General features: G+C 50.5%; 17 protein-coding genes. 5 read left to right on the forward strand and 12 right to left on the reverse strand.

What is annotated here, in order from left to right; genetic code table 11:
- Positions 1 to 81: 81 nt before the first annotated feature.
- Positions 82 to 1,950 (forward strand): CehA/McbA family metallohydrolase, encoded by a 1,869-nt coding sequence (locus ACN0YR_RS24295; RefSeq protein ID WP_417851804.1) that lies wholly within the window; start codon positions 82 to 84, stop codon positions 1,948 to 1,950.
- 88 nt (positions 1,951 to 2,038) lie between these two features.
- Positions 2,039 to 2,887, forward strand: a complete 849-nt coding sequence (locus ACN0YR_RS24300; RefSeq protein ID WP_417851805.1) for an alpha/beta hydrolase family protein — start codon at positions 2,039 to 2,041, stop codon at positions 2,885 to 2,887.
- A gap of 659 nt (positions 2,888 to 3,546) precedes the next feature.
- Here ACN0YR_RS24300 and ACN0YR_RS24305 read toward each other — a convergent pair.
- The 10 genes from ACN0YR_RS24305 to ACN0YR_RS24350 form a co-directional block, all read right to left on the reverse strand.
- Entirely contained in the window at positions 3,547 to 4,497 is a 951-nt protein-coding gene (locus ACN0YR_RS24305) for a TIM barrel protein (protein ID WP_417851806.1), read from the reverse strand.
- 232 nt (positions 4,498 to 4,729) lie between these two features.
- A complete protein-coding gene (locus ACN0YR_RS24310; RefSeq protein WP_417851807.1) occupies positions 4,730 to 5,950 on the reverse strand; it encodes a tetratricopeptide repeat protein in 1,221 nt (406 codons plus the stop codon).
- 783 nt (positions 5,951 to 6,733) lie between these two features.
- A complete protein-coding gene (locus ACN0YR_RS24315) occupies positions 6,734 to 8,338 on the reverse strand; it encodes a sulfatase (protein WP_417851808.1) in 1,605 nt (534 codons plus the stop codon).
- Positions 8,339 to 8,841: 503 nt separating this feature from the next.
- A complete protein-coding gene (locus ACN0YR_RS24320; protein WP_417851809.1) occupies positions 8,842 to 9,753 on the reverse strand; it encodes a hypothetical protein in 912 nt (303 codons plus the stop codon).
- A gap of 262 nt (positions 9,754 to 10,015) precedes the next feature.
- On the reverse strand, positions 10,016 to 11,710 hold the full coding sequence (locus tag ACN0YR_RS24325; RefSeq protein ID WP_417851810.1) for a response regulator: 1,695 nt from the start codon (positions 11,708 to 11,710) through the stop codon (positions 10,016 to 10,018).
- A gap of 179 nt (positions 11,711 to 11,889) precedes the next feature.
- Positions 11,890 to 12,666, reverse strand: coding sequence for a hypothetical protein (locus ACN0YR_RS24330; protein ID WP_417851811.1), 777 nt, complete (start codon positions 12,664 to 12,666; stop codon positions 11,890 to 11,892).
- A gap of 450 nt (positions 12,667 to 13,116) precedes the next feature.
- The gene (locus ACN0YR_RS24335; protein WP_417851812.1) at positions 13,117 to 14,211 is read right to left on the reverse strand and encodes a GTPase; all 1,095 of its coding nucleotides are present in this window, start codon (positions 14,209 to 14,211) and stop codon (positions 13,117 to 13,119) included.
- Positions 14,208 to 14,999 (reverse strand): type III pantothenate kinase, encoded by a 792-nt coding sequence (locus tag ACN0YR_RS24340; protein WP_417851813.1) that lies wholly within the window; start codon positions 14,997 to 14,999, stop codon positions 14,208 to 14,210. Before ACN0YR_RS24340 ends, ACN0YR_RS24335 begins: the two co-directional genes overlap by 4 nt.
- Positions 14,992 to 15,843 (reverse strand): SIR2 family NAD-dependent protein deacylase, encoded by an 852-nt coding sequence (locus ACN0YR_RS24345; RefSeq protein ID WP_417851814.1) that lies wholly within the window; start codon positions 15,841 to 15,843, stop codon positions 14,992 to 14,994. Before ACN0YR_RS24345 ends, ACN0YR_RS24340 begins: the two co-directional genes overlap by 8 nt.
- Positions 15,844 to 15,860: 17 nt before the next feature.
- Positions 15,861 to 16,274, reverse strand: a complete 414-nt coding sequence (locus ACN0YR_RS24350) for a hypothetical protein (protein WP_417851815.1) — start codon at positions 16,272 to 16,274, stop codon at positions 15,861 to 15,863.
- Between the two features lie 249 nt (positions 16,275 to 16,523).
- On the opposite strand from ACN0YR_RS24350, the gene ACN0YR_RS24355 reads away from it, so the two are divergent.
- The 3 genes from ACN0YR_RS24355 to ACN0YR_RS24365 all read left to right on the forward strand — a co-directional run bounded on the left by ACN0YR_RS24355 (position 16,524) and on the right by ACN0YR_RS24365 (position 20,213).
- Positions 16,524 to 18,041, forward strand: coding sequence for a carboxypeptidase M32 (locus tag ACN0YR_RS24355; RefSeq protein ID WP_417851816.1), 1,518 nt, complete (start codon positions 16,524 to 16,526; stop codon positions 18,039 to 18,041).
- A gap of 81 nt (positions 18,042 to 18,122) precedes the next feature.
- Positions 18,123 to 19,226, forward strand: coding sequence for a cis-3-hydroxy-L-proline dehydratase (locus ACN0YR_RS24360; protein WP_417851817.1), 1,104 nt, complete (start codon positions 18,123 to 18,125; stop codon positions 19,224 to 19,226).
- 48 nt (positions 19,227 to 19,274) lie between these two features.
- Positions 19,275 to 20,213, forward strand: coding sequence for a dihydrodipicolinate synthase family protein (locus ACN0YR_RS24365; protein WP_417851818.1), 939 nt, complete (start codon positions 19,275 to 19,277; stop codon positions 20,211 to 20,213).
- 39 nt (positions 20,214 to 20,252) lie between these two features.
- Here ACN0YR_RS24365 and ACN0YR_RS24370 read toward each other — a convergent pair whose 3' ends face one another.
- Together ACN0YR_RS24370 and ACN0YR_RS24375 are read right to left on the reverse strand one after the other, a co-directional pair.
- Entirely contained in the window at positions 20,253 to 21,053 is an 801-nt protein-coding gene (locus tag ACN0YR_RS24370) for an endonuclease/exonuclease/phosphatase family protein (RefSeq protein WP_417851819.1), read from the reverse strand.
- Between the two features lie 17 nt (positions 21,054 to 21,070).
- Positions 21,071 to 21,982: a metallophosphoesterase family protein gene (locus ACN0YR_RS24375; protein ID WP_417851820.1), complete on the reverse strand. Its 912-nt coding sequence runs from the start codon at positions 21,980 to 21,982 to the stop codon at positions 21,071 to 21,073.
- Positions 21,983 to 22,090 lie beyond the last annotated feature (108 nt).

Raw genomic sequence — 22,090 nt, forward strand, 5'->3', positions numbered from 1 at the left:
GAGTGATGCCGGATGGATGCCTGGAAAATCCCGCAATCGTCTCACTCCCGACTTGACAGAAACTTCCTCATGGATGCAACGATGTATGGAAAGCAGCCCCTCACCCCAAGACTCTCCGGACTAAAACTGGAGTACCGGATCGTTCAACTTTACTCGCGTGACGCGGGAAAGCGAGAAGCACAAATCGGTTTCAATGTCGGTCAGGGGACGCAAGATCTCGGGTTCCGAAACTCCGTGCCAGTTTTGTTCAACTGCCTTCCCGCAACTAAGGTGATTCTGGGTATTAAAGACCATGACGGCTCGCCAACGACGGCGGCCTTAGTCATTCGAGATGAACAGGGACGAATCTATCCGAATCCAGCGAAACGCCTGGCGCCGGACTTCTTCTTCCACGAGCAGGTCTACCGCAAAGATGGTGAATCAGTTGATCTTCCACCAGGGAAATACACCGTTTCCCTTTCACGTGGCCCCGAATATGAAGTCGAGAGAACAACATTCGAAGTCGAAGAGGCAGAACAACAACGTGTCCCACTCCAACTGACTCGCTGGATTCACCCGGCAACTCTGGGCTGGTATTCCGGTGACCATCATATTCATGCAGCTGGTTGTGCACACTACGATTCTCCAACCGAAGGTGTCGGCCCAGAGGATATGATGCGTCACATTCTTGGCGAAGATTTAAACGTCGGCTGTGTACTCAGTTGGGGGCCGTGCTGGTACACACAGAAAGAGTTCTTCAAAGGCGAAACATCAGAGCTTTCCACGAAAGATTATCTGATGAGATATGACGTGGAAGTCAGTGGGTTTCCATCGTCGCATGCGGGACACTTATGCTTATTGCGGCTCACAGAAGATGACTATCCTGGATCGAAAGTGATTGAAGACTGGCCCAGTTGGACACTCCCGGTTTTGAAATGGGGCAAAGAACAGGGCGGAGTGGTGGGTTACAGTCACTCAGGATGGGGGCTTGGACTTCCTGACTACGGCGGTAACGGTCAAAGACTTGCGACCATGAACTACCGCAACCGGAACGGTGGGCAACAGGGACGCGCAGCTGATACGCTTCCTGATTATGCGATGCCGCCGTTTGATGGAATTGGTGCCAATGAGTTCATCGTGACCTCCGTTCACGATGTATGCCACTTTATTTCAGCTGTTGATACTCCTGCAATATGGGAACTCAATATCTGGTACCACACTCTCAATTGTGGGCTCCGCAGTCGCATCAGTGGTGAAACCGATTTCCCATGCATCTATGGGGATCGTGTCGGACTGGGGCGTGTATACGTCAGTCTCCCCAAGGGTGAACCACTCACCTTCGATTCGTGGATTGCTGGAGTCAAAGATGGTCGCAGCTACTGCGGAGACGGGCTCAGTCATTTGATGGACATGAAAGTCAACAATGTCGCGCTGGGCGAACCGGGTAGTAATGGGAAAATCAGCCAGCTGAATCTGGAAAATCCGGGCGAAGTGACCGTGACCTGCAACGCGGCAGCCATGCTTGAGGCAGAGCAAAACGAAACCACTCGAACCATCCGCAATAGTCGGCTCGACCAAAAACCGTACTGGCACATCGAACGTTGCCGCGAGGGCGAGACGCGTAAGGTTCCTGTCGAATTGATCGTCAACGGGCATCCAGTCGAGAAGGTGATGCTCGAAGCTGACGGGCATATCGAGTCACTCAAATTCAAGACCAAGATCGAACAGTCCAGTTGGGTCGCTCTGCGAATTTTACCATCGTGCCACACAAATCCAGTCTTCGTCGAAGTTGAGAACCAACCGATCCGCGCCAGCAGGAAGAGTGCTCAGTGGTGCGCGAATGCAGTCGAAGTCTGTTGGAATTCGAAGAAAGGACAGATTCGTGAATCCGAACGAAAAGCAGCCAGAGAAGCCTACGATCAAGCGAAAGTCTATTATCAATCTGCAATGAAAGCCGCCAAGACTGAATAGCACTCACCTGCATTAACAAGAATCCTTCTGAGAATCCCAATCAAAAAAACTCACACAATCTGAAGCGAAAAAATCTATGCGATATTTCATGATGATGCTTATCTGCAGTTTGTCGTGTCTTCCCGCCTTCGAAGCAGACGCGGAAGAGGTCAAAATTACTCCCGATGTGGTGTATGGTCACAAATTCGGGCTGGCGATGACCTTCGATGTCTTCACACCTGAAAAAGAAGCCAACGGCGCAGCTGTATTGTTTATGGTCAGCGGCGGGTGGTATTCGAAATGGTCGCCACCTGAAAGTCTACAGGTGAGGTTTCGTGACTTGACGGACAAAGGGTTCACCGTCTTTGCTGTCCGTCACGGGAGCAGCCCCAAGTTTTCGATCGCTGAGGCTGTCGCTGATGTTCGGCGAAGTGTACGTTTTATTCGTCTAAATGCAGAGAAATTCCAGATCGACCCCGATCGCATCGGCGTCTTCGGAATGAGTGCCGGTGGTCATTTGTCGCTCATGCTCGGCACCGCTTCAGATGAAGGTGATCCAAATGCGAAAGACCCTGTACTGAAGGTCAGCGACCGTGTTCAAGCAGTGGTTGCATACGTTGCACCAACAGATCTGCAAGTCATGGCTGAAGATGCTCCCGATCGCTTACCTGTCTACGCTCAATTCCCAGCACTTGAGATTGACCAGAAAGTGGCTGCAGAGAACTCACCATTACTACACGTCTCCTCTGATGACTCCCCAACATTGCTTCTTGCCGGTGTAAAAGATGAACTTGTTCCAATATTTCACAGCCGCAACATCCAAGCTGCTTTTGGGAGAGCTGGCGTGACCAACAAGCTCATCGAATTCGGAAACGCGGGGCATGGCTTTCGTGGAGACGATCTGACTCAGTCCACAAAGGCAATGGTTGCCTGGTTTGAAGAGCATCTCACAAAATAAAAACCGTCACGCCCGTCTAAATTTTCTATACGGCCCGGGAGCAAAGCACTCTGCAATCCAAATAAGCTGACCACTTAAGGGGCTCTGAGCTTGCCCCTTTTCCATCCGGAGCTGTCGGGCTTAAAGGCCCGACAGCTGGAAGGTGGAACGTTGATTGCACAACTGTTTCGAAAACGATGTGCACATTTGAAAACGGATGCGTTCAGTCTCGTGGGAAGAGGCGCTTCATCGAGCGAAGATCGTTCTTCACGGACACAATAACACGAAGTGTTCTCCAGCCGTTCTTGAAACGGATGCGTCCAGTCTCGTGGGAAGAGACGCTTCGTCGAGCGAAGATCGTTCTTCACGGACACAATAACACGAAGTGTTCCCAAACCAGTTTGAAAATGTATGCGTTCAGTCTCGTGGGAAGAGACGTTTCATCGAGCGAAGATCGTTCTTCACGGACGCAATAACACGAAGTGTTCCCAATCCAGTTTAAAATGTACGCGTTCAGTCTCGTGGGAAGAGACGCTTCATCGAGCGAATATCGTTCTTCACGGACACAAAAACACGAAGTGTTCCCAAACCAGTTTGAAAACGGATGCGTTCAGTCTCGTGGGAAGAGACGTTTCATCGAGCGAAGATCGTTCTTCACGGACACATTAACACGAAGTGTTTTAGAAGGCGTCGGCGTCCCGGTAGGCTTGGATGACTGCTTGTTCGCCTTCTTTGCCTTTGATGGAATTTCCGTGTTCCATGCCGATGATGCCTTCGAAACCTTTCGAGTGAATATGTTTGAAGACGTTTCGGTAGTTGATTTCTCCGGTGCCTGGTTCTTTGCGGCCGGGGTTATCGCCTGATTGGAAGTAGGCGATTTCGTCCCAGCAGGCATCAATATTTGGGATCAAATTCCCTTCCGTGATCTGTTGGTGATAGATATCAAACAGAATTTTGCAGGAAGGACTGTCGACCGCTTTGCACAGTGCATATGCCTGATCAGAACGACTCAGGAATGTTCCTCCATGATTCGCGTACCAGTTCAACGGTTCCAGAACCATGACAAGATCGTGAGGTTCGAGGATCGCTGAACAGCGTTTCAGAAGTTCGATGACGTTTGCTGTCTGGTAACCTTCAGCGAGTCGAGGACCGCCGTAGCGGTTCCAGTTTTCAGAGTTTCCTTGTTGATCGACCGATCCCGGCACAACTGTCATCCATTTGACATTGGTCCGCTTAGCAACTTCGACTGAGACTTTGATCGCTTCGAGCACTTCGCTCCATTTGTCTTCATTCTTGACTGCGAAAACCGGTTCATCAAAGCTGGCATAAGCGACGAAGACGCCCATCTGCATGTTCAGTTGCGACATGGTTTTCGCAATGCGGTTTTGCTCTTCGACAGGCCGCTTCAGCATTCCATTGTCTTCCCAGGCAGTGAATCCTTGATCGGCTGCAAATTTTATCTGGTCAACGATGTCGTTGCCCGCTGACTGCTTGAATGTGTTGACGTGTGGTGCGTATTTCAGCTGAAACGGTTTCGACTTTTGGCTCTCCTGAGCTGAGCTTGCTGCAGTTCCAAAGGCAAAAGCGGTTGATGCTGCACCTGTGGCAGCCAGAAAATCTCGACGTTGCATGATGACTTCCGTTGAATCTGAGAAATATGGAAGCCTTAGGTTAGCATACAGGCGGTGCGGGTCCAGAGATGGCTCAGAGATGAGAGTGAAGGCCAAATCTTCAAGTTCTTCATTTTCAACTTCAATGGACCGACAGACTTCGATGAAGATGAACGAACCACTCTGAAAACGAAAAAACGCTGCCAGAGAAAAATTCACTGACAGCGTGACAAGGATGTACTCATTGTGTGAATCAAAAGGCCTGAACGGCAGGCATCACGTTACTTGAGGTTTGCGTCGAGATATTCTGAAATGGAGCAGCCGACATGTTTTGAGGAGCCTGGAAGATCGGAGGTTGCTGAGCGGTGTTTGTCGGTGCCGCTTGAGTTGGCATCATCACTTGATGAGTGAACTGCCCCGTGGCAGGCATTGACTGGACGGGGTATTCACCGGTCATTTCCGGGTATTGATGAGAATGCTGTGAGACAACTTGCTGAGGGTAATACGCCTGCGGACCGTTTGAACCTGGGGTTTCTGGTAACAGTTGTGGTTCGCCTGAGTTCAACATCGGTGTCGGATTATACTGTTGTGGAGTTGGTACCAGCAGACCTGGAGATTGCGTGGGCGGGTTGATGATCTGCTGTTCCATCATCGGTTGTTCGTGCATCATCGGTGACTGAAAATGTACCGGAGTTGACGTCATCGATTGGTTCGAGACGACCGGACCACCCATCATCGTGAAATCGTTCATCGGCATTGTCTCCGCCATTTGCAGCGAAGGTGGCGTATGGTACGGATACCGTGGCGATGCCATTCGTGGATATCCCTGACCAGTTGCATATTGTGGACCAGATGGGCCGTAATGTCGTTGCGATATCATCTGGCCTTGTAGTCTTGAACGTCCTTGCGGAACATTTCTAGAGGCCTGCTGATAGTAATTTTGGGCGGCAGACATGTTTCCTTCTTGACGATACATGTCGCCCGCAGCCATTTGTGCTCCTGCACTGTACGGTTGTGTCTCCGCCCAGGCAGTCAGCAACTCTCTCGATTCAGCGGTCCGTCCCTGCTCACGTAACATCGAAGCGAGTGCGTGATAGGAAGGGAGGTGATCGGGGTCGAGAGTCAATGCGTGTTGATACATCAACTCAGCATTTTCGTATTCACCTTCATGTTCCATAGTCCGTGCAACATTGAAGGCGTAGTTCGCATTGTGTGGGTCATCCATTAAGGCACGCTCAAATTCATACCGAGCGTATTCGTAGTTGCCTTTGTCGTAATACTTGCGACCGGAACGGTTCATCACGTAACCGTTCATCGATCCGCAACCGCAAAGGGTCGACGAAAGGAACAACCAGAGCAAACCGCAAATGATCAAGCTAAATCGATAAGTGATCCAGACCCGTTGTGATTGGGGACGGGTTCGATTTTCGAGAGCGGAGGAGGAATCCATCGTGGTCAGGGTTCCGGTATTCATGGGTCATTCCCTTCGGTGCATCGTGAACTCTGAAATGAGCTTCGATGTGTCTCATATTGATTCAAATGAATCCGTACGAATGTGTTGAACTTCGATCTGATTGCAGACTGCCATCAGACCGTCCTTGTTCAGGAGGGACCTCGAAAGTAGAAAATGTTTTTGATTTTGGGCAGATTGATTTGAAGTTTCAGCCCTGAAAAGACGAAAGCTGCCACTTTGCGAGAAGTGCATCGGCAGGAAGTGCGCATTTGAGATCACAAGCTCATCTGACTCACTCGAGTTTTTCTTGACGAGCGATGCCCGTGAGGAACGGACTTCGTCAATGAGAGAGCGTCTCTCCGCGAGATCCATCGCGGAGACCATTTCCCCAAACTGATCCCCAAACTGATCGATAATATTCGTAGCAGCAGGGACTTGCGAACATTCACGCACGTATTACTCACGCACGTATTACTGCGTCGGAAGATGAAAGTGCCCGGCGAACTGACATTGAATCGTAGTGCAGAGACCCTGCCCCACTCTTTGCGCAGTTTGCCTTCGCCACCCAATCCAACTCCAGTCTTAAAGTAAGTGTAATAACTGGGGACCGGTTGGAAGTCGGTTTAGAGCATCTTTCGAAGTGGTTTGCAGGATCAGGCTCGTGGCGAATAGCATTTTTACTAAAACTGATCCTGAAACCTGAGTTGGCACTCTCAAACCCTAAGGAGAGTGTGCATTCCACAAGTTTCCGGACCGGTTCTCGAGAATTGCGTTCTTCACGGGCAAACGGTAGAGCAACCTGCTCTACCGGTTAGAAGCTGGGCGAAACTTCTGTTTCCAGTCGTCAGGCATCTCGCTTCGGTCGGTCTGGTCGTTGGTTTGTTTTTCCAGCCTTGCGAGTTCTTCTTTTAGCTGAGCGATTTCTTTGGCGTATTGAGGGTTGCTGTACTCGTTTTGAAGCTCGTCCGGGTCTTTTTCGAGGTCATAAAACTCCCACTCTCCAAACTGATAAAAGTGAATCAATTTGTATCGATCGGTTCGCACTCCATTGTGTTTGGCGACCATGTGAACACTGGGGTATTCGTAGTAGTGATAGTAAATCGACTTTCGCCAGTCCTTGAGGGTTTCCCCTTTGAGTAAAGGAACGATTGAACGGCCTTGCATATCATCCGGTATTTCAGCGCCAGCGATTTCGAGAAATGTTTCTGCGTAGTCAATATTCTGGATTAAGTCTTTATTGATACTTCCAGGCTGAGTGACTCCGGGCCATTTGCAGATAAATGGCATTTTCATTGACTCTTCGTACATCCAGCGTTTGTCGTACCAACCATGGTCTCCAAGATAGAACCCCTGATCAGATGAGTAGATGACAATCGTATTGTCCGCCAATCCTGCTTCGTCGAGATATGCCATCAGTTGGCCAACACTGTCGTCGACGCCGCGAACACAACGCAGGTAGTTTCGGATGTAGCGGTGATATTTCCATCTCACGAGATCTTTGCCCTTGAGATTCAGCTTCTTGAGTTCATTGTTTTTCGGCTCGAAGGCAGCATTCCAGGCTTTCAATTGATCGGGAGTAAACTTCTCCAAATTCCGCGCCCCCGAACGGTCAACTGATTTTCCACTCTCCGGATCCCAACCATGGAGTGGCGGCCCGAAACAATCGAAGACGAGATTCAAATGCCCATCGATTTCCATTTCCTGATATCGGGCTGGGCTCGCATTATCTTCCCAGTTGTCGAAGAGTGTCGCCGGTTCAGGGATCTCGACATCATCGTACAGCGTCAGGTATCGTATCGGCGGCATCCACGTTCTGTGAGGAGCCTTATGCTGACACATCAGCATGAATGGTTTGCTTTGATCACGTCCTTTCTTCAGCCACTCCAATGCCATGTCAGTGACGAGATCCGTGCAGTATCCTTCGATGACCTCTCGTCCCTGGGCCGATTTAAAAACTGGGTTGTAGTAGGCTCCCTGTCCCGGCAAAACTTTCCAGAAGTCAAAGCCTTGCGGATCAGTTCCCAAGTGCCATTTTCCGATCATGGCTGTCTGATAATTTGCCTTCTGCAAAATCTTTGGAAACGTTTGCTGATCGCCGTCAAACTTGTCTTTGTTCGTCATGAACCCATTGATGTGGCTGTGCTTGCCCGTTTGAATCACCGCTCGGCTTGGTCCACAAATGGAATTGGTGCAGAAGCTGTTCTGAAACAACATTCCTTGCGAGGCAAGTTTGTCGATGTTCGGAGTCGGATTGATCTCCTTCAACCAGCCTTCATATGCCCCAATCGCATGCGGAGCATGATCGTCAGTGAAGATAAAGACGATGTTTGGCTGATTGGCAGCCATCGCCATCATTGAGTGGGCATGGAAAGAAACAAAAGCGGCGAGAAGCAGAAAACAATTCTTCACAGCAAACCGTTCCGTTAAAGAGTGGTTCCAGTCAATCTTTGAGAGAAATCACATCTTAGTACAGAGAATCCAAGATTTGTAGCAACTCAGCGTGAACAGAGCAGTCGCGGTGCCGTCGCTCATCTGGTGACTCGCCAATTCGCCTTTGATCAATCACCGCTGGAAACTGGCTTTGGCAAGAGACGTCTTCCTATCGCATCTTTCATTGAAATCTTCAGTCTTCAGTTTAGCTCCCGGTGAGTCACCGGGAATTCAATGACTGCCAATGATGTGGCGATATTACTGCTGGTCAATCGTGAAGATGCTTGAGAGAAAGTTCTGTAATAGGCAATAGAGCATCTTTCGAATTGGTTTGCAGGTTCTGCCTCGTGGTGAACAGCATTTTTACTGGAGAAATGCGCTCTTCACGAGCAAACGGTAGAGCAAACTGCTCTAGCTGCAAGCTGCCCAAAAATTGAGAAGCCACTTTCGCAATTCAGTGGAATGGTTGATGTAAATGCCTGTTACTGAGCGTCGCGGTATGTTTGGACGAGAAGCAACATCATCTCAGCCCACTGGATTTGCCTGACCGCTTCGATGAGTTGTCTGTCTTGCGTGGTTGAACATGTTTCACAGAGATCGACAAACGCCATCGGGTCCCAGCTATGGCCTGTCCCATTTGTTGTGAGTCGGTCGGACCACTGGTGAGCGAGGGGCGAAGCACAAGCCTTCAGGATTGTGGATGCCTGAGTTGAAAGGTCATCGAATATGGGGTGCTCGCCAACACGTCGGAACCAATACTTGGAGTTGCCGTAGTCCGGTTCACGTCGGTGCATGATCCCATGCCAGTAATCCCCCGCAGCGTATCGACCTTTTCCCTGGCAGTCCTGGGCGTACTCGTGACTTGTTTCCAAGTCCCCATGAATCTGAAACAGGCCTGCCTTGATGGCAATCGAGTCCGGGCCGGAATTTGCCCCCTTAAGATTCAAGTTCTCACAAGCAGATCGCAGCCAACCCGGCATCGATGAATCTGCTGGCACGAGATCCGGAAACTGGTCTTTGATTGATGAAGACTTGATCTCGTTCGCTGCTACTCTGAATTCGTCCGAGTGTTCAACCATCCATTGCCAGAGATTCGGACCTGCTTCATTTTGGAACCTGTTCGCAGGTGCAGCAATTAGAGAACTCTCAAGTGGATTGTCGACCAGCATTGCCAGTTGCGAAGGGAAATTGCTCCAGATCGTATTTCCCCAGTCCCCGAGCGGGAACAAAGTCAACTGTTTGTTCGACGAAACAAAATCTTTTTTGATGCGGGAACTGTTTGCGTCAAAAAATTCTTGAGCCTGAGGCTTTCCAAGAACAAGGTCAGCCGAACCGGACTGAGATGCCGGAAGTTCGAGATTTCGGGACGCAACGTCGCAAGCGAGAAAGTGCATAATCAAATCAGATACGAGAATCAAATGTTCAGTTGTAAATCATTTTCAATGCTTGTTGTGCTCGTGAATGTCACATTCATGACTTCACACATGACTACATAGTCTGTTCGACACGAGTCCGATCCCAACACCCATTCGAAAAGGCTATCACAGTCCTGCTGAATCATCGCCATTTCAGTCAACGGCAACAAGCACACCGTATAGAGCAGGCACTCGAGTTGATCTCAGCAGTATCGCTGGCGATGATCAGAAATGTCAGAGGTCATACACGTTCTGGGAGATGAGTTGTGACAGCATTCTCAATCGCTTTGAGGAATTTGTCGATGATAAAAGGCTTGTAGATCGTTTCTTTCATACCCATTTCGCGGCACTTAATGAGCGTGTGTTCGCCGTCGTAGTCGAATCCGGTCATCAGCATGATCGGGAGATGCTCGTGGATTTCCCGAATGGATCGGAACAGGTCCGAACCTTTCATGTCTGGCGGTCTTTTGTCAGCGATGACGGCATGATATGTGAAAGTACGGACCATGCGGAGTGCTTCATCCGCAGACCGGACTGCATCGACAGTCATATCATTCTGCTCAAGGATGACATGGGCACTCTTACGAATTTCGGGATCAGTATCAACGACCAATACTCGTTTGTCAGCGAGTAACGGATGGCTCCGCGACTTCAAGAACGCTCCTGCGAAATTGGGGCCGGTTGGCTTGCCTGTTTGCCGAATCAGGTCTCGAATGTCTTGAGTGCGTTTTAGAATATGCTTAATTCGGTGACAGAGTTCTGAGTCCTCACCACGGAAGCGTTCGTAGATCCAGGATGTGTCGTTCAGAATGTCGTCAACGGGTGCAGCGACTTCACAGAGCACTTTCTGAGTGTTTTTCTCTACGGAATGCATCTGTTCGACGGACAACAGGTCGAGGTAATTCAATGCGGTCGCCACCTCGCGGCAAAACAACTCAACGAATTTCAGGTCGTTTGCAGAGAAGGCACCGACATTTGGACTTTCGACATTAAATGTCCCCAACACAAGATCACGCCTGACGAGTGGGACAGTGAGAGAACTTTTCGCTCCAACGACTCCCTCGATATAAAGCGGATCGTTACTGGTGTCCTCGCAAAGATAGCTTCTTCCCGTGGCTGCAACAAAACCGGTGACTCCGTTTCCGTGCGGCTGTGCCCTGAGTTCGCGAGCAGCAGCGGTAGGGTCCATTCCAAAGTTGATCAGTGGAGTCAACTCTTGTGTATTTTGATCGATGACACGAACTTCGACCGTATCGAACTCTAACAGTTCCTGCGTGTAGTGAATGAGCTTCGATTTGAGCAGCTCAATTCGTTCGTATTCCGTCAGTTCGAGAAGTTCTTCACGCTCCAGATCACCCAGGTCAGTCCCGGCTTTGTGAACGGCGTCCAGTTTCTGCTGCTGAAGGACTTCATCGGAGGTGTCTCGGAGAATCGCCAAGAGGAGTTTAGAGCCATCCGGAGAGCTACCGGGTAACGGACTCACGAGAAACTCGAAGTACGTCTTGTCATCGATTTTGACAGTTGTCTTAGCCTGTTTGCCATTTGACAGAACCGAATTCACGGGAGAGAAATCCGGCCCGACGATTTGTGCCCCTTCCCAAAGATCGAACAGCTTCGGCATTTCACCGTCGAGCTTCAAATTCAGAAGCTTCTCGGCTGACCGGTTCGCCCACAGGACGCGTTCGTTCTGATCAATTTGCAGAATCGCATCTGGGATTTGAGAAAGCAGACTCAGCGAATCATTGATTTGCATTAAACCTTCCACAGGAGACTTCAGCAGGCAGTAGTCTGGAGGCTGTTCGCTGTTGATTCTCTCGATGAAGTCAGCAAGTGAGGAGGCCTCAACGAGACGGCATCGTTCTTTCAATTCGTCGAGAACGAAAGTGGAAGATGAATCATCTCCGCCAAGAACAAGAACTTCAGGTTGCTCGGACACAGGTGCCCCAACTCCCAAAAAAGAGTGAACACGACATTGAATCCCGTCATCAATGACGCCAAAGACAGATGCAAGACTCTAGGTCTTTTTTATCGGTCGATTTGAAGGACGTCTAGACCGCTGCCAGCCTCTTTCAAAGAAAGCTTCAAAAAACTTTCTCAAGCGGCAGTTTTGAGTTGCTAGTCTGTCTTAATTCCAAGCGGAGCATTCAACAAGAATCCTTCGCCAGAAAGTATTCTTCGCCTTGTTCGCGAGAATAGCAAGCCTGAATTGTGCGCAGAGGGTTTACCGCTCAAGAAGATCGCTCGATCGCACCGAGATCGGTGAGCTTCTGCATCGACATGGTGAGCGATTTCCCGGTTCGGAAATGATCGAACCAGTGCGACCAACTCCAGCTGACGAGCGACCATCGCACTCTCTGAACATTCCCGGTTTGACCGATCATCACAGAACTCCAGGCAGAGATCACTGTCGAATGCTGCCTTAAGTGGCATCTCTGATGCGACGAGATGATAACTTACCAGAAAGTCCGACCAACGTTGAACTTTGCGGAAGAGTCGTTCGCACTTCAAAAGTTTCGAAGTCTCTACCGAGACACTTTGATGAAGATCAAATGCACGGTTTCGAAGCTTCACATGCTCCTCAATGGACTTCTCAGCCACTTGACAGAAGTCTTCAATCTGCCTTTGCCGTTTAAACGAAAAAATTCTGGCAGCCGTCGAACGTGTCAGAAGTTCAGAGGTGAGAATTTCTTCGAGGAGGATCGTCAATTGTTCCGGAGAGCCCGCGCCGATGTGGTTCTCGCGAAGTGCACGGCTCCAGCGTTGAAAAAGAAAGCTCGTCTCTTTCCAGTATTCAACTGCCGCCAGAGATTGTTCGCGACTCAATTCATCGGCTTGAATCGATGCGGACCAGGTCATAACAGCAGCAGCCTCGGCAACACTTCTTAAATGCATGAGTTATTCCTCCCTGAAGCTCTACACAAAGTCGTCATAACTAATCTTTCTGAGATTTGTTTTTTCTGCTTGTGCCCCAATGTGAGCACTCGTTGACCTCTTAGCTAAGAAAAGCAACTGTAATTCCAACAAGTCGATTGATTTGAAAAACATGGAGGGCGACATCCATACGTTTTGAGGCGAATGCTGTAAGCAATCTACCAGAAAGCACTTACGACAGGCTTCTGGATGTTATGGCTCATTCAGCCTGCCGCCCTCAACGAAGTGAGAGACGCAACCTTGACTCTGAATGATGCAAAAGAAGAACGTCTCATGTCGCGAAATCACCACATACACGGGACGCAAACTCCAGACACAGACATGGGTGATGGATTCCGCAACGCTTCTGGTCCGCGTGCAGAATGGTTCAATAGTCAAACGCGATTACCGGCTTGCTGATTTCTTGGGCTGCTACTGAGTCTCTTCCTTCAACATGTTCTGCAGCATTGAGACTTGCCGTGGTGTCACGGGGTAAGCTTGAGTTTTAGGTGGTGAGGCTGGGATGAGCAGCGAAACGATTTTCATTGCCAGCTCCTCGATTCCCTGCTCAGTTGTTGCAGAAACACAAATGTTCCCAGCTCTGGAGAAGTCGTCATTCACCAGGTCGATCTTGTTGAAGGCGATCAGTGACCTCTGATTTTTGGCGGCCAATTCTTTTTCGAAATCTAGAACACCACTTTGAGCATCGACAATGATCAGCAGCAAGTCAGCAGCATCGATTGTCGCTCTCGCCTTCGCGATTCCGGCAGATTCGATCTCTTCATCGGTTTGGCGAAGCCCGGCAGTGTCAGAAAATTCGATCGGCCAGCCTTTCAGAGCTGTTTGAACCGTTACCACGTCTCGTGTCGTTCCCGGTTGATCAAAGACCACGGAGCGGGAAAAACCGACCAGCGAGTTTATCAAGCTCGACTTTCCGACATTCGGTGGGCCACACAGGACGACTTTCCATGGCTGAATTAAATGTTGCCCAAATTCTGCCCAACGCAGCATCGCTTCAACGGAAGTCCGGCGAAGCTGCGGATCATCTGTTGCCTGGATCTCTTCAAATGAGTTGGGAAAGAGGCTCGATTGCCGCAAAATCTCATGGGCTGCTTTCAGAGTTGTTACCTGTTGTAAGCAAAGCTGGAACTCTTCGGCAAAGGTAATCTCGCCCGACTCAAGTCGGCCTGCCGAGTTTTCCTCACCTGTTCGCTCACGTAGTTTCTGCTCGACCCCCGACGAGATTAAATCCTTCATGATTCGCTCGATCGCTGCCGCCCCACCGTGGCAATGAATTTCAACAGTCGAATCGTCCGTTCTCACACAAACAAGATCCTCGCAGTTGGTGTCGCCCCAAAGACCGTATCGGATGGCATCGATCGGTTGTTGTTGCATCGATTTTCGATTGGCTGCGGAGAAAAACTTGTCAATTCTTCCAACATCTCCACAGACTCGAATCGACGCGACCGCTCCGCGTCCACGAGGGGTTAAAAGTTCAACAGTTGTTCGTTTTAATGTAATGTTCATTCGCCATCCAGAATTGATCTGGCAGTCAGGACGCTCCCAATCAACGACAAGTTCTTCTCACAAATCGCGTTGGGGAAATACGGTTCAAGAATCGGAAGAGCTCCACCAGTGATGTAAAGCTGAGAGGGGACCTCAAACTGCTCCGAAATTCGTGCCACCAATTCTTTGACTGCCCCTAAATGCCCCCAATAGAGCCCACTTGCCATCGCAGCTTCGGTATTCCGTCCGAGCGCGTCTGGGACATGCTCCAGAAACTCTTTCCCGTCGATCAAAGGAAGTGTCGTCGTGAATTCGCTCATCGCGCGGGCTCCCATGAGAACGCCGGGCAATATCGCGCCTCCCAAAAATTCTCCGGCTGGATTCACAACGTCGACAGTGATCGCGGTTCCAGAATCGACGATCACCGCAGCATGACCAGGTTTTCGTAAACCGTTCACTGCAACGGCATTCAATAATCGGTCAGCCCCTACTTTCTCTGGAACATCCACCAGTGAACGAATTGGAATTGCGGAGTTTTCAGACAATGTGAGCGGAGCCGGAAAACTTGATTGCCAGTTGTTGAGGATCTGAGTCGCCAGGAATTGATTCGATCCTGTCAAAATTGATCGACATGCCGGAGGGGCTGGAACCTGATTGTCGAGCTCACTCCAAGGGAGATTTTCGTTATTCTCGACAAATAGCGAACTCACACAACGAGGAAATGGATCGTCTGTACCAAGTTCAAACAGACCGAGCTTCACGCGCGTATGTCCGGGGTGAATCGCCAGATAATTGTGAGTCTCACTCATGATCACCCTGCTCTTCTGTAAGCTCTGGAAAAGCAGACGAAACTAGCTGCGGAAGCACTTGCTCTGCAGGAGCCGCAAACCAGAGATCGCCAACACCGCCGACTTCGGGATCGATTACGATGCACCTGGAACCTGCTTCTTTGGCTCGAACTGGCAATTCCGCAGCCGGGTAGCCGGATTGAGAAGTTCCCACTGAAATGAACAGATCGCAACGCTGCACCGAATCTTGAGCGTTGCCCCAATCCGGCTCAGCAAGTTGATCGCCAAAGAGGACCAGATTCGGCCGGTGAGTCCCCTGAAGTGAAGCGCCCATTAACGGTGAGATCGCTTTTAGCAACTTCGGCCCAGCCCATATTTCGGATTGCGTAGCTTTGATGTTCCGGACAAGTTCAAGCAGGTCCATTTTTGTCAACTCGCGACATTCCTCTTGCCGAGGATACGACACGACCTCGAAGAGGTTCCCGTGAATTTCGGAAACCTTTCGGCTTCCGGCATCTTGATGCAGTCGATCGATGTTTTGTGTGATGACATCTACCGGCTTGAAGCGTTCCAGCTTTGCGATCGCCCGGTGTGCGTCGTTTGGACTCGCAGTTGCGATCGGTTCCAGAACAGCGACCAGAAACTCAGCCATTCTTTTAGGTTGGAGGATTGCAGTTTGCAGCAAGCCTTTCCAATTCGCGAAGTCTTCAGGAGGAAAGCGGGTCCAGAATCCTCCATCATCACGAAATGTCGCAATCCCGCTGGCCGTACTAATTCCGGCTCCGGTGAAGACCACGATTCGTTCCGCGGATCTCAACCAGTCGACAGCTGTCGTGAATTTCAGGGAATTTTCTTCGCTGACCATCAACTTGCAGGACGTTCTCAAGGTTCTTTCTGAGACGCGTGATCGTGCGGATTATTCTCTCCGAACGCCTCTCGCTCGAACGGGTTGTCATAATAGGGATGTTTGCCCCGGAACCACATTGTCACCGAAAAAATTAAATACATTGGCAAAAACAAAGGTCCCCACCGTTCATACTGACGCACATGAACAAGCTCATGTTCACGACAAAAATCGAGTGTTGCCTGAGATCGACCCCAGATGACGTGTCCCAGAGTCATGGCTGCGGCATCGACCGGTGTACGAGAGAGCAGCCACTCCACGAGCCCCCCGTGGAATTCCAACGTCCCATCTTTCCGGTGAACATGTGTTCCAAAAGGGAGTCCGATCAGCCCAATTAACAGGGCAACGACTGAAGTCGGTGACGCCCACAGAATCAACAGAAATTTTCGCAAATTCAACAACCTTTTACTGGTCGCAAGTTTTTCTTGAGTCCCCTAAACTACCCACTATTTTCGTAACCTGTCCGGAAATGAAAGCCTGAGTCGGTGGTCTCAGCAGTTGAGAGGCCGATTTGAAGTTTCTGGATGAGTCCTATAACCGTCAACAAAACTCCTGAATCCGCAGTCGTTCATTAAGATGACGACCACGTCTTCAAGTTTTGTTTGAGCATCTAGACCAGTCGACCCCAGGAGTTGTCAGGGATGAGCGATCAAGCCAAAGCGTACACAAAACTTGTCGAACACTTAAAGGGCCTCGGGCTTCTTCGCTCATGTGCGAGTGTCCTCGGATGGGATGAACAAACAAATCTTCCCCCCAAAGGAGCTGAACATCGAGCGAATCAGCTGGCGCTCTTGGCTGGTTTGTCTCATGACCGTGCGACCGATCCTGTGATCGGCGAGCTTCTTGAACAACTCGCAGATCCAAACAGTGTCGGCGGTGAACAGTCCGTTGCCTACGCGAATGTTCGCAATGCAAAACGCGCGTATGATCGGTCAGTCAAACTCCCGAAGAAACTGGTTGAAGAACTCTCTCGGACCACAACACTTTCTCAGCACGCCTGGGTCGAATCTCGTCAGAAAAAAGATTTCACTCTTTTTCAACCCTGGCTTGAGAAGATCATCACACTAAAGCGTGAAGAAGCCGACGCACTTGGTAGCGAAACCGGTGTCAAGTACGACGCTTTGATCGAAGATTACGAACCGGGCGCAACCGCAGCACAAATTCAGTCGGTGTTTGCTCCACTTCGCGAAGCTCTTGTGGAACTTGTCTCTGCCATCAAAGAATCGGACAAGAAACCAGACATTTCGATTCTGGAACGCAAGTATCCTGTAGAGACACAAAAAGCGTTTTCGATTGAAGCCGCTACCGCTATCGGGTTTGACTTTCAAGCAGGTCGCCTCGATGTCGCTGCACACCCATTCTGTTCAGGATTCGGCCCCGGAGATTGCCGACTGACGACGCGTTATGATGAGCATCATTTCCCCGGCGCTTTCTTCGGAACATTGCACGAAGCAGGTCACGGAATCTATGAGCAAGGTTTGAACGATGACGATTTCGGGTTGGCAACAGGAGAAGCCTGCTCGCTGGGAATCCATGAATCTCAGTCAAGAATGTGGGAAAATCTCGTTGGTCGCAGCCGAGCGTTCTGGGACCACTTCTATAGCAAAGCTCAGCAGGCATTTCCTGATGCGATCGGAGATGTTCACATCGACGATTTCTACTCTGCGGTCAACGATGTTCGTCCCAGCTGGATTCGCGTTGAAGCAGACGAAGTGACTTACAACCTGCATATCATGTTGCGTTTCCAACTCGAACAGGCACTACTTTGTGGTGACCTCAACGCAGCTGATGTTCCGACTGTCTGGAATGAAACCTTCACCGAATTCTTTGGGATGACACCTTCAGATGATTCCATTGGCTGTCTGCAGGATGTCCACTGGAGTGCCGGTTTGATCGGTTACTTCCCAACCTATTCGCTGGGGAACATGTATGCCTCTCAATTCTTCGAAAAAGCTCAAGACGACCTGGGCGACTTGAACGCCATGTTCGCAAAAGGGGAATTCATGCCGCTCAAAGAATGGTTGAACAAAAACATCCACATTCATGGTCGACGTTACGATGCTCCACAACTTGTCGAAGTCGTGACCGGCAAACCACTCACTGCGGAACCGCTCTTGAAACACCTTCGCGGAAAATTTGGAGCCGTTTACGGTCTCTAAGCTGACAGCTCTGCTGTGGTTGTTCAAGATTATTGATGTGACCGTTCTCTGAGAACATTCTGGTGAGATAAAGGGGCGATTGTGAAGATCACAAGGATCAGTACTTACCAGGTTGACCTACCACTGCACGAAGGAAACTACAGCTGGTCCGAGGGAAAAAGCGTCGATGTTTTCGATTCGACAGTCGTTCGAATCGAAACCGACGCCGGTATCACCGGATTCGGCGAAGTTTGCCCGCTGGGGCCTGTCTATCTCCCAGCCTATGCACGTGGTGCGCGGACCGGAATCAGCGAGTTAGCACCGGCGCTCATTGGTGATGATCCGCGGCAGTTGCTCGTTTTGAACAACAAAATGGATCGGCTCCTTAAAGGGCATCCGTATGTGAAATCGGCAATCGATATCGCCTGCTGGGACATTCTCGGGCAGTCTGCGGGAATGCCGGTGTGCGAGTTGCTTGGTGGTCGCTTCGCCGAAGACGTCACTTTGTATCGAGCAATCTCACAGAGACCAGCTGAAGAGATGGCTCAAAATGTTGCGAGCTATCGCAGCGAAGGATATCGACGTTTCCAACTCAAAGTCGGTGGAAATCCCAACGACGACATCGAACGAATTCGAGCAGTTCGCGACATTCTGGAACCGGGAGACAAGTTGATTGCCGATGCCAATACCGGTTGGCTGAAGCATGAAGCGATGCGAGTCGTGAACGCGGTCAAAGATGTCGACGTTTACATCGAACAACCTTGCGCGAGTTACAAAGACTGTTTGAGCATCCGACGCAACACGACACTGCCATTCATTCTCGATGAAGTGATCGACTCCATCGATGCCATCATTCAAGGCGCGAACGACTTAGCGATGGATGTGGTGAACATTAAAATCAGCAAGTTTGGCGGACTGACACGAGCAAAGCAGGCACGCGATTTGTGTGTTTCGCTCGGAATTGCGATGACTCTGGAGGACAGCTGGGGTGGTGATATCGTCACCGCGGCAATCGCTCACCTGGCTCAAGGGACTCCGCCTGAGTTTCAGTTCACGTCAACCGATTTCAATAGCTACGTCACGACTTCAATTGCCGATGGAGCTCCACAGCGAGTCGACGGGCGCATGTCCGCTTCATTAGAACCGGGGCTTGGCATTCAACCGAAGCTCGATGTTCTCGGCGATCCGGTATGGACGTCGCAGTAACGTTTGGAAACTTGTTTTCTCTTCGAATAACCCGAAAGCCATCCACTCATGGACTCAAGCATTTTTCGCGGCTGTATTCCCGCTTTGATGACTCCCTGTAATTCAGACCGGACCCCGAACTTCGCAGCCCTCGTCACAAAGGGAAAAGAACTGATTGACCTCGGAATGAATGCGGTCGTCTATTGCGGATCAATGGGAGACTGGCCGCAGCTGACAGATGAGCAACGGCAGCAAGGAGTGCAGCAATTAGTTGAAGCGGGAGTTCCTGTGATCGTGGGAACCGGGGCACAGAATCCGGCACTCGCAGCTGCCCACGCAGCACATGCTCAAAAAGTTGGGGCTCACGGCCTGATGGTCATTCCGCGAGTGCTTTCGCGTGGGACATCACAAATTGCCCAGCGACACCACTTCGCCCGAGTCCTGAGTGCTGCTCCTGATTTGCCAGCCGTGATCTACAACAGTCCGTATTATGGATACGAAACCAAAGCTGACCTGTTTTTCGATTTGCGTTCGGAATTTCCGAATCTGGTCGGATTCAAGGAATTTGGCGGCGAAGCCTCGCTCAGCTACGCAGCGGAGCACATCACGCACCAGGATGAGAATGTCCTATTGATGGCCGGTGTGGACACGCAAGTTTTTCATGGATTCGTTCGCTGCGGAGCCGTGGGAGCAATCACCGGGATCGGAAACTGTCTTCCCCGCGAAGTTCTTCGGTATGTTCAGCTCTGCGAGCAAGCCGCCGCCGGCGATGCACTGGCTCGGATTTATGCACAAGAACTGGAAGAGGCACTTCGAGTCCTCTCAACATTCGATGAAGGCCCGGACCTGGTGCTGTACTACAAGTATCTTCTCGTATTAAATGGAGAGCCTGAATACGAGCAGCACTTCAACGAAACAGATGCTCTCTCCGCCAGCCAGAAAAAGTATGCAGAAGTCCAGTACAGACTCTTTTTGAACTGGTGGGAAGCATGGCCCGGCAAAGCGTAGAAAAGAATCAGATGGAGGCTGCCTGGCATTCTGTGAAGCTTATTGACCGCCTGACTGAAGTTCCAAAACGGCGAAGATCGCACGATGGTCTGAGGCGATGGCCTCATCCAGCACTTTGACTTCAACAACTTTCCAGCGATTTGCGGGACGGTGCAGAATGAAGTCGATTTGCCTCCTCGGCTGATCGACTGGCACAGTGGCCATAGGCACTTCATTCGTTCGAATCCATTTCGTCCCGAGCAGCTGAAGCGTTTCGCTGTCGGGCGTAGCGTTCAGATCACCCGCCAACAATGCCGGATGTTGCGGATGGTCTGCAATCAGTTCATTGATGAATTTCGCTGAGGCGAGGCGTTCGCGTTGATCGGGCCGAAAGTCCAGATGTGTGGCGAGTAGCAGCAGCGTCTGATCGGAATTCGGCAGTCTCATTTCGGCTTCGATAACTCCGCGTTGCTCGCTACCGTCGATATTGGGCAGGAGATGATTTTTGTGTCGAGTGATTGGAAACCGCGAAAGGACGGCGTTGCCGTAATGGCCCCCTTGCAGTTCGATATTGGCGCCGAACACAATATTCATTTCCGTCAACCGAGCCAGTTCAGCAGGCTGATCAACACTTCCAGTTCGCTTCACTTTTCGATCGACCTCCTGCAACGCCACCACGTCCGGCTTGACGGAGAGGATAATACGCGCGATACGCTCGACATCCAGCTTACGATCGACGCCTTCAGCATGGTGGATATTGTAGCTGAGAACTCGCAGCTGAGTTGGTTCTGCTGAGTAACTTTCTGAGACGGTCAAAATCGCTACTGCTGCCAACAATACGGACTTCAATAACTGTTTCATGTTTTCATGATTCCTTCTTACGCCGACCGCCAAGTCAGCGTTTTCGTTTCACCATTCCATGGATGCTGGACATCGGTGGTGTATGTGGTCAGTGTGCCCCCGTTGGGAGTCAGCTTCGCGGTTGTCCAGCCAGTTGTCGATTTCTTCGGATCGGCGACATACGACGTGGCCGGAGTATTCAGAATGTGGATGCCTTGATGTTCGGCATAGGTGCGATCATGGATGTGTCCGTGGATGTAGGCCTTGACCCATTTTCGCTGCCCAATGACATTCCACAGTTCCTGCGAGTCAATTAGTCCGCCTGGAAAGTGCAACGGATCACCACCCAGACGTGGATTATGATGAGCCACGATAATCGCTGGCTTCGCTTGCATCTGGTCGAGTGCCGATGCGAGCCATTCCAATTGCTGAGTCCCGATTGTCCCCTGAGTCACCATCGTTTTTTGCAATGAGTCAAGCAAAAAGAAGTTGGCATGCTGCGTTTCAACAACGGCGATATGTCGCGACTTGACAGGGGGCTTTTCCGGTCGCTGCTCTTTGAGTATCTCATAAAACACATCGCGGTGATCGTGGTTGCCGAGAGTGAGATGAGTCTCGACGCCAGCTTTCTGAAGTGGAGCAATCAGCTTTCCAAAATGCCGATAGTCCCCCGGCTGACCATCTTTCAGAGCAAGGTCACCATTGATAACGACACATGCTGGCTTCATCGGTCGATTCACCAGTTCGGTAACAACCTGTCGCAAATGAGTTGGGACCGCTGAATTTCCCGGATGCTTTTCACCAATGTGAGTATCGTTCAGCAGATAAACCAGGTCGGTCTCGACAGCGTCCGCCTCTGAAGCCGGGACTTGGCTTCCATACAGCAGAATACTCGCTCCAGCCGCTTGAAGGAATCGCCGTCGATTGAGGGTCGTTAAATGGATTGGCAAATCATCAGCCTTCTTGTGAGAAAGATCGCGAGATTAGAGCAGTTTGAAACTATGTAGGAAGTCTCCGTCAATCGGGTATTGTGGAACTGTAATTTTTCACCACCCCGA

The organism is Thalassoglobus sp. (assembly GCF_048270125.1).
Classification (GTDB): Bacteria; Planctomycetota; Planctomycetia; order Planctomycetales; family Planctomycetaceae; genus Thalassoglobus.

Coding starts and splice junctions, on each gene's coding strand:
- ACN0YR_RS24310 (WP_417851807.1), bottom strand. CDS start 5,950: ATGAATACCGGAACCCTGACCACGATGGATTCCTCCTCCGCTCTCGAA.
- ACN0YR_RS24330 (WP_417851811.1), bottom strand. CDS start 12,666: ATGCATTTAAGAAGTGTTGCCGAGGCTGCTGCTGTTATGACCTGGTCC.
- ACN0YR_RS24295 (WP_417851804.1), top strand. CDS start 82: ATGTATGGAAAGCAGCCCCTCACCCCAAGACTCTCCGGACTAAAACTG.
- ACN0YR_RS24340 (WP_417851813.1), bottom strand. CDS start 14,999: ATGAGTGAGACTCACAATTATCTGGCGATTCACCCCGGACATACGCGC.
- ACN0YR_RS24320 (WP_417851809.1), bottom strand. CDS start 9,753: ATGCACTTTCTCGCTTGCGACGTTGCGTCCCGAAATCTCGAACTTCCG.
- ACN0YR_RS24335 (WP_417851812.1), bottom strand. CDS start 14,211: ATGAACATTACATTAAAACGAACAACTGTTGAACTTTTAACCCCTCGT.
- ACN0YR_RS24355 (WP_417851816.1), top strand. CDS start 16,524: ATGAGCGATCAAGCCAAAGCGTACACAAAACTTGTCGAACACTTAAAG.
- ACN0YR_RS24365 (WP_417851818.1), top strand. CDS start 19,275: ATGGACTCAAGCATTTTTCGCGGCTGTATTCCCGCTTTGATGACTCCC.
- ACN0YR_RS24305 (WP_417851806.1), bottom strand. CDS start 4,497: ATGCAACGTCGAGATTTTCTGGCTGCCACAGGTGCAGCATCAACCGCT.
- ACN0YR_RS24370 (WP_417851819.1), bottom strand. CDS start 21,053: ATGAAACAGTTATTGAAGTCCGTATTGTTGGCAGCAGTAGCGATTTTG.
- ACN0YR_RS24300 (WP_417851805.1), top strand. CDS start 2,039: ATGATGATGCTTATCTGCAGTTTGTCGTGTCTTCCCGCCTTCGAAGCA.
- ACN0YR_RS24345 (WP_417851814.1), bottom strand. CDS start 15,843: ATGGTCAGCGAAGAAAATTCCCTGAAATTCACGACAGCTGTCGACTGG.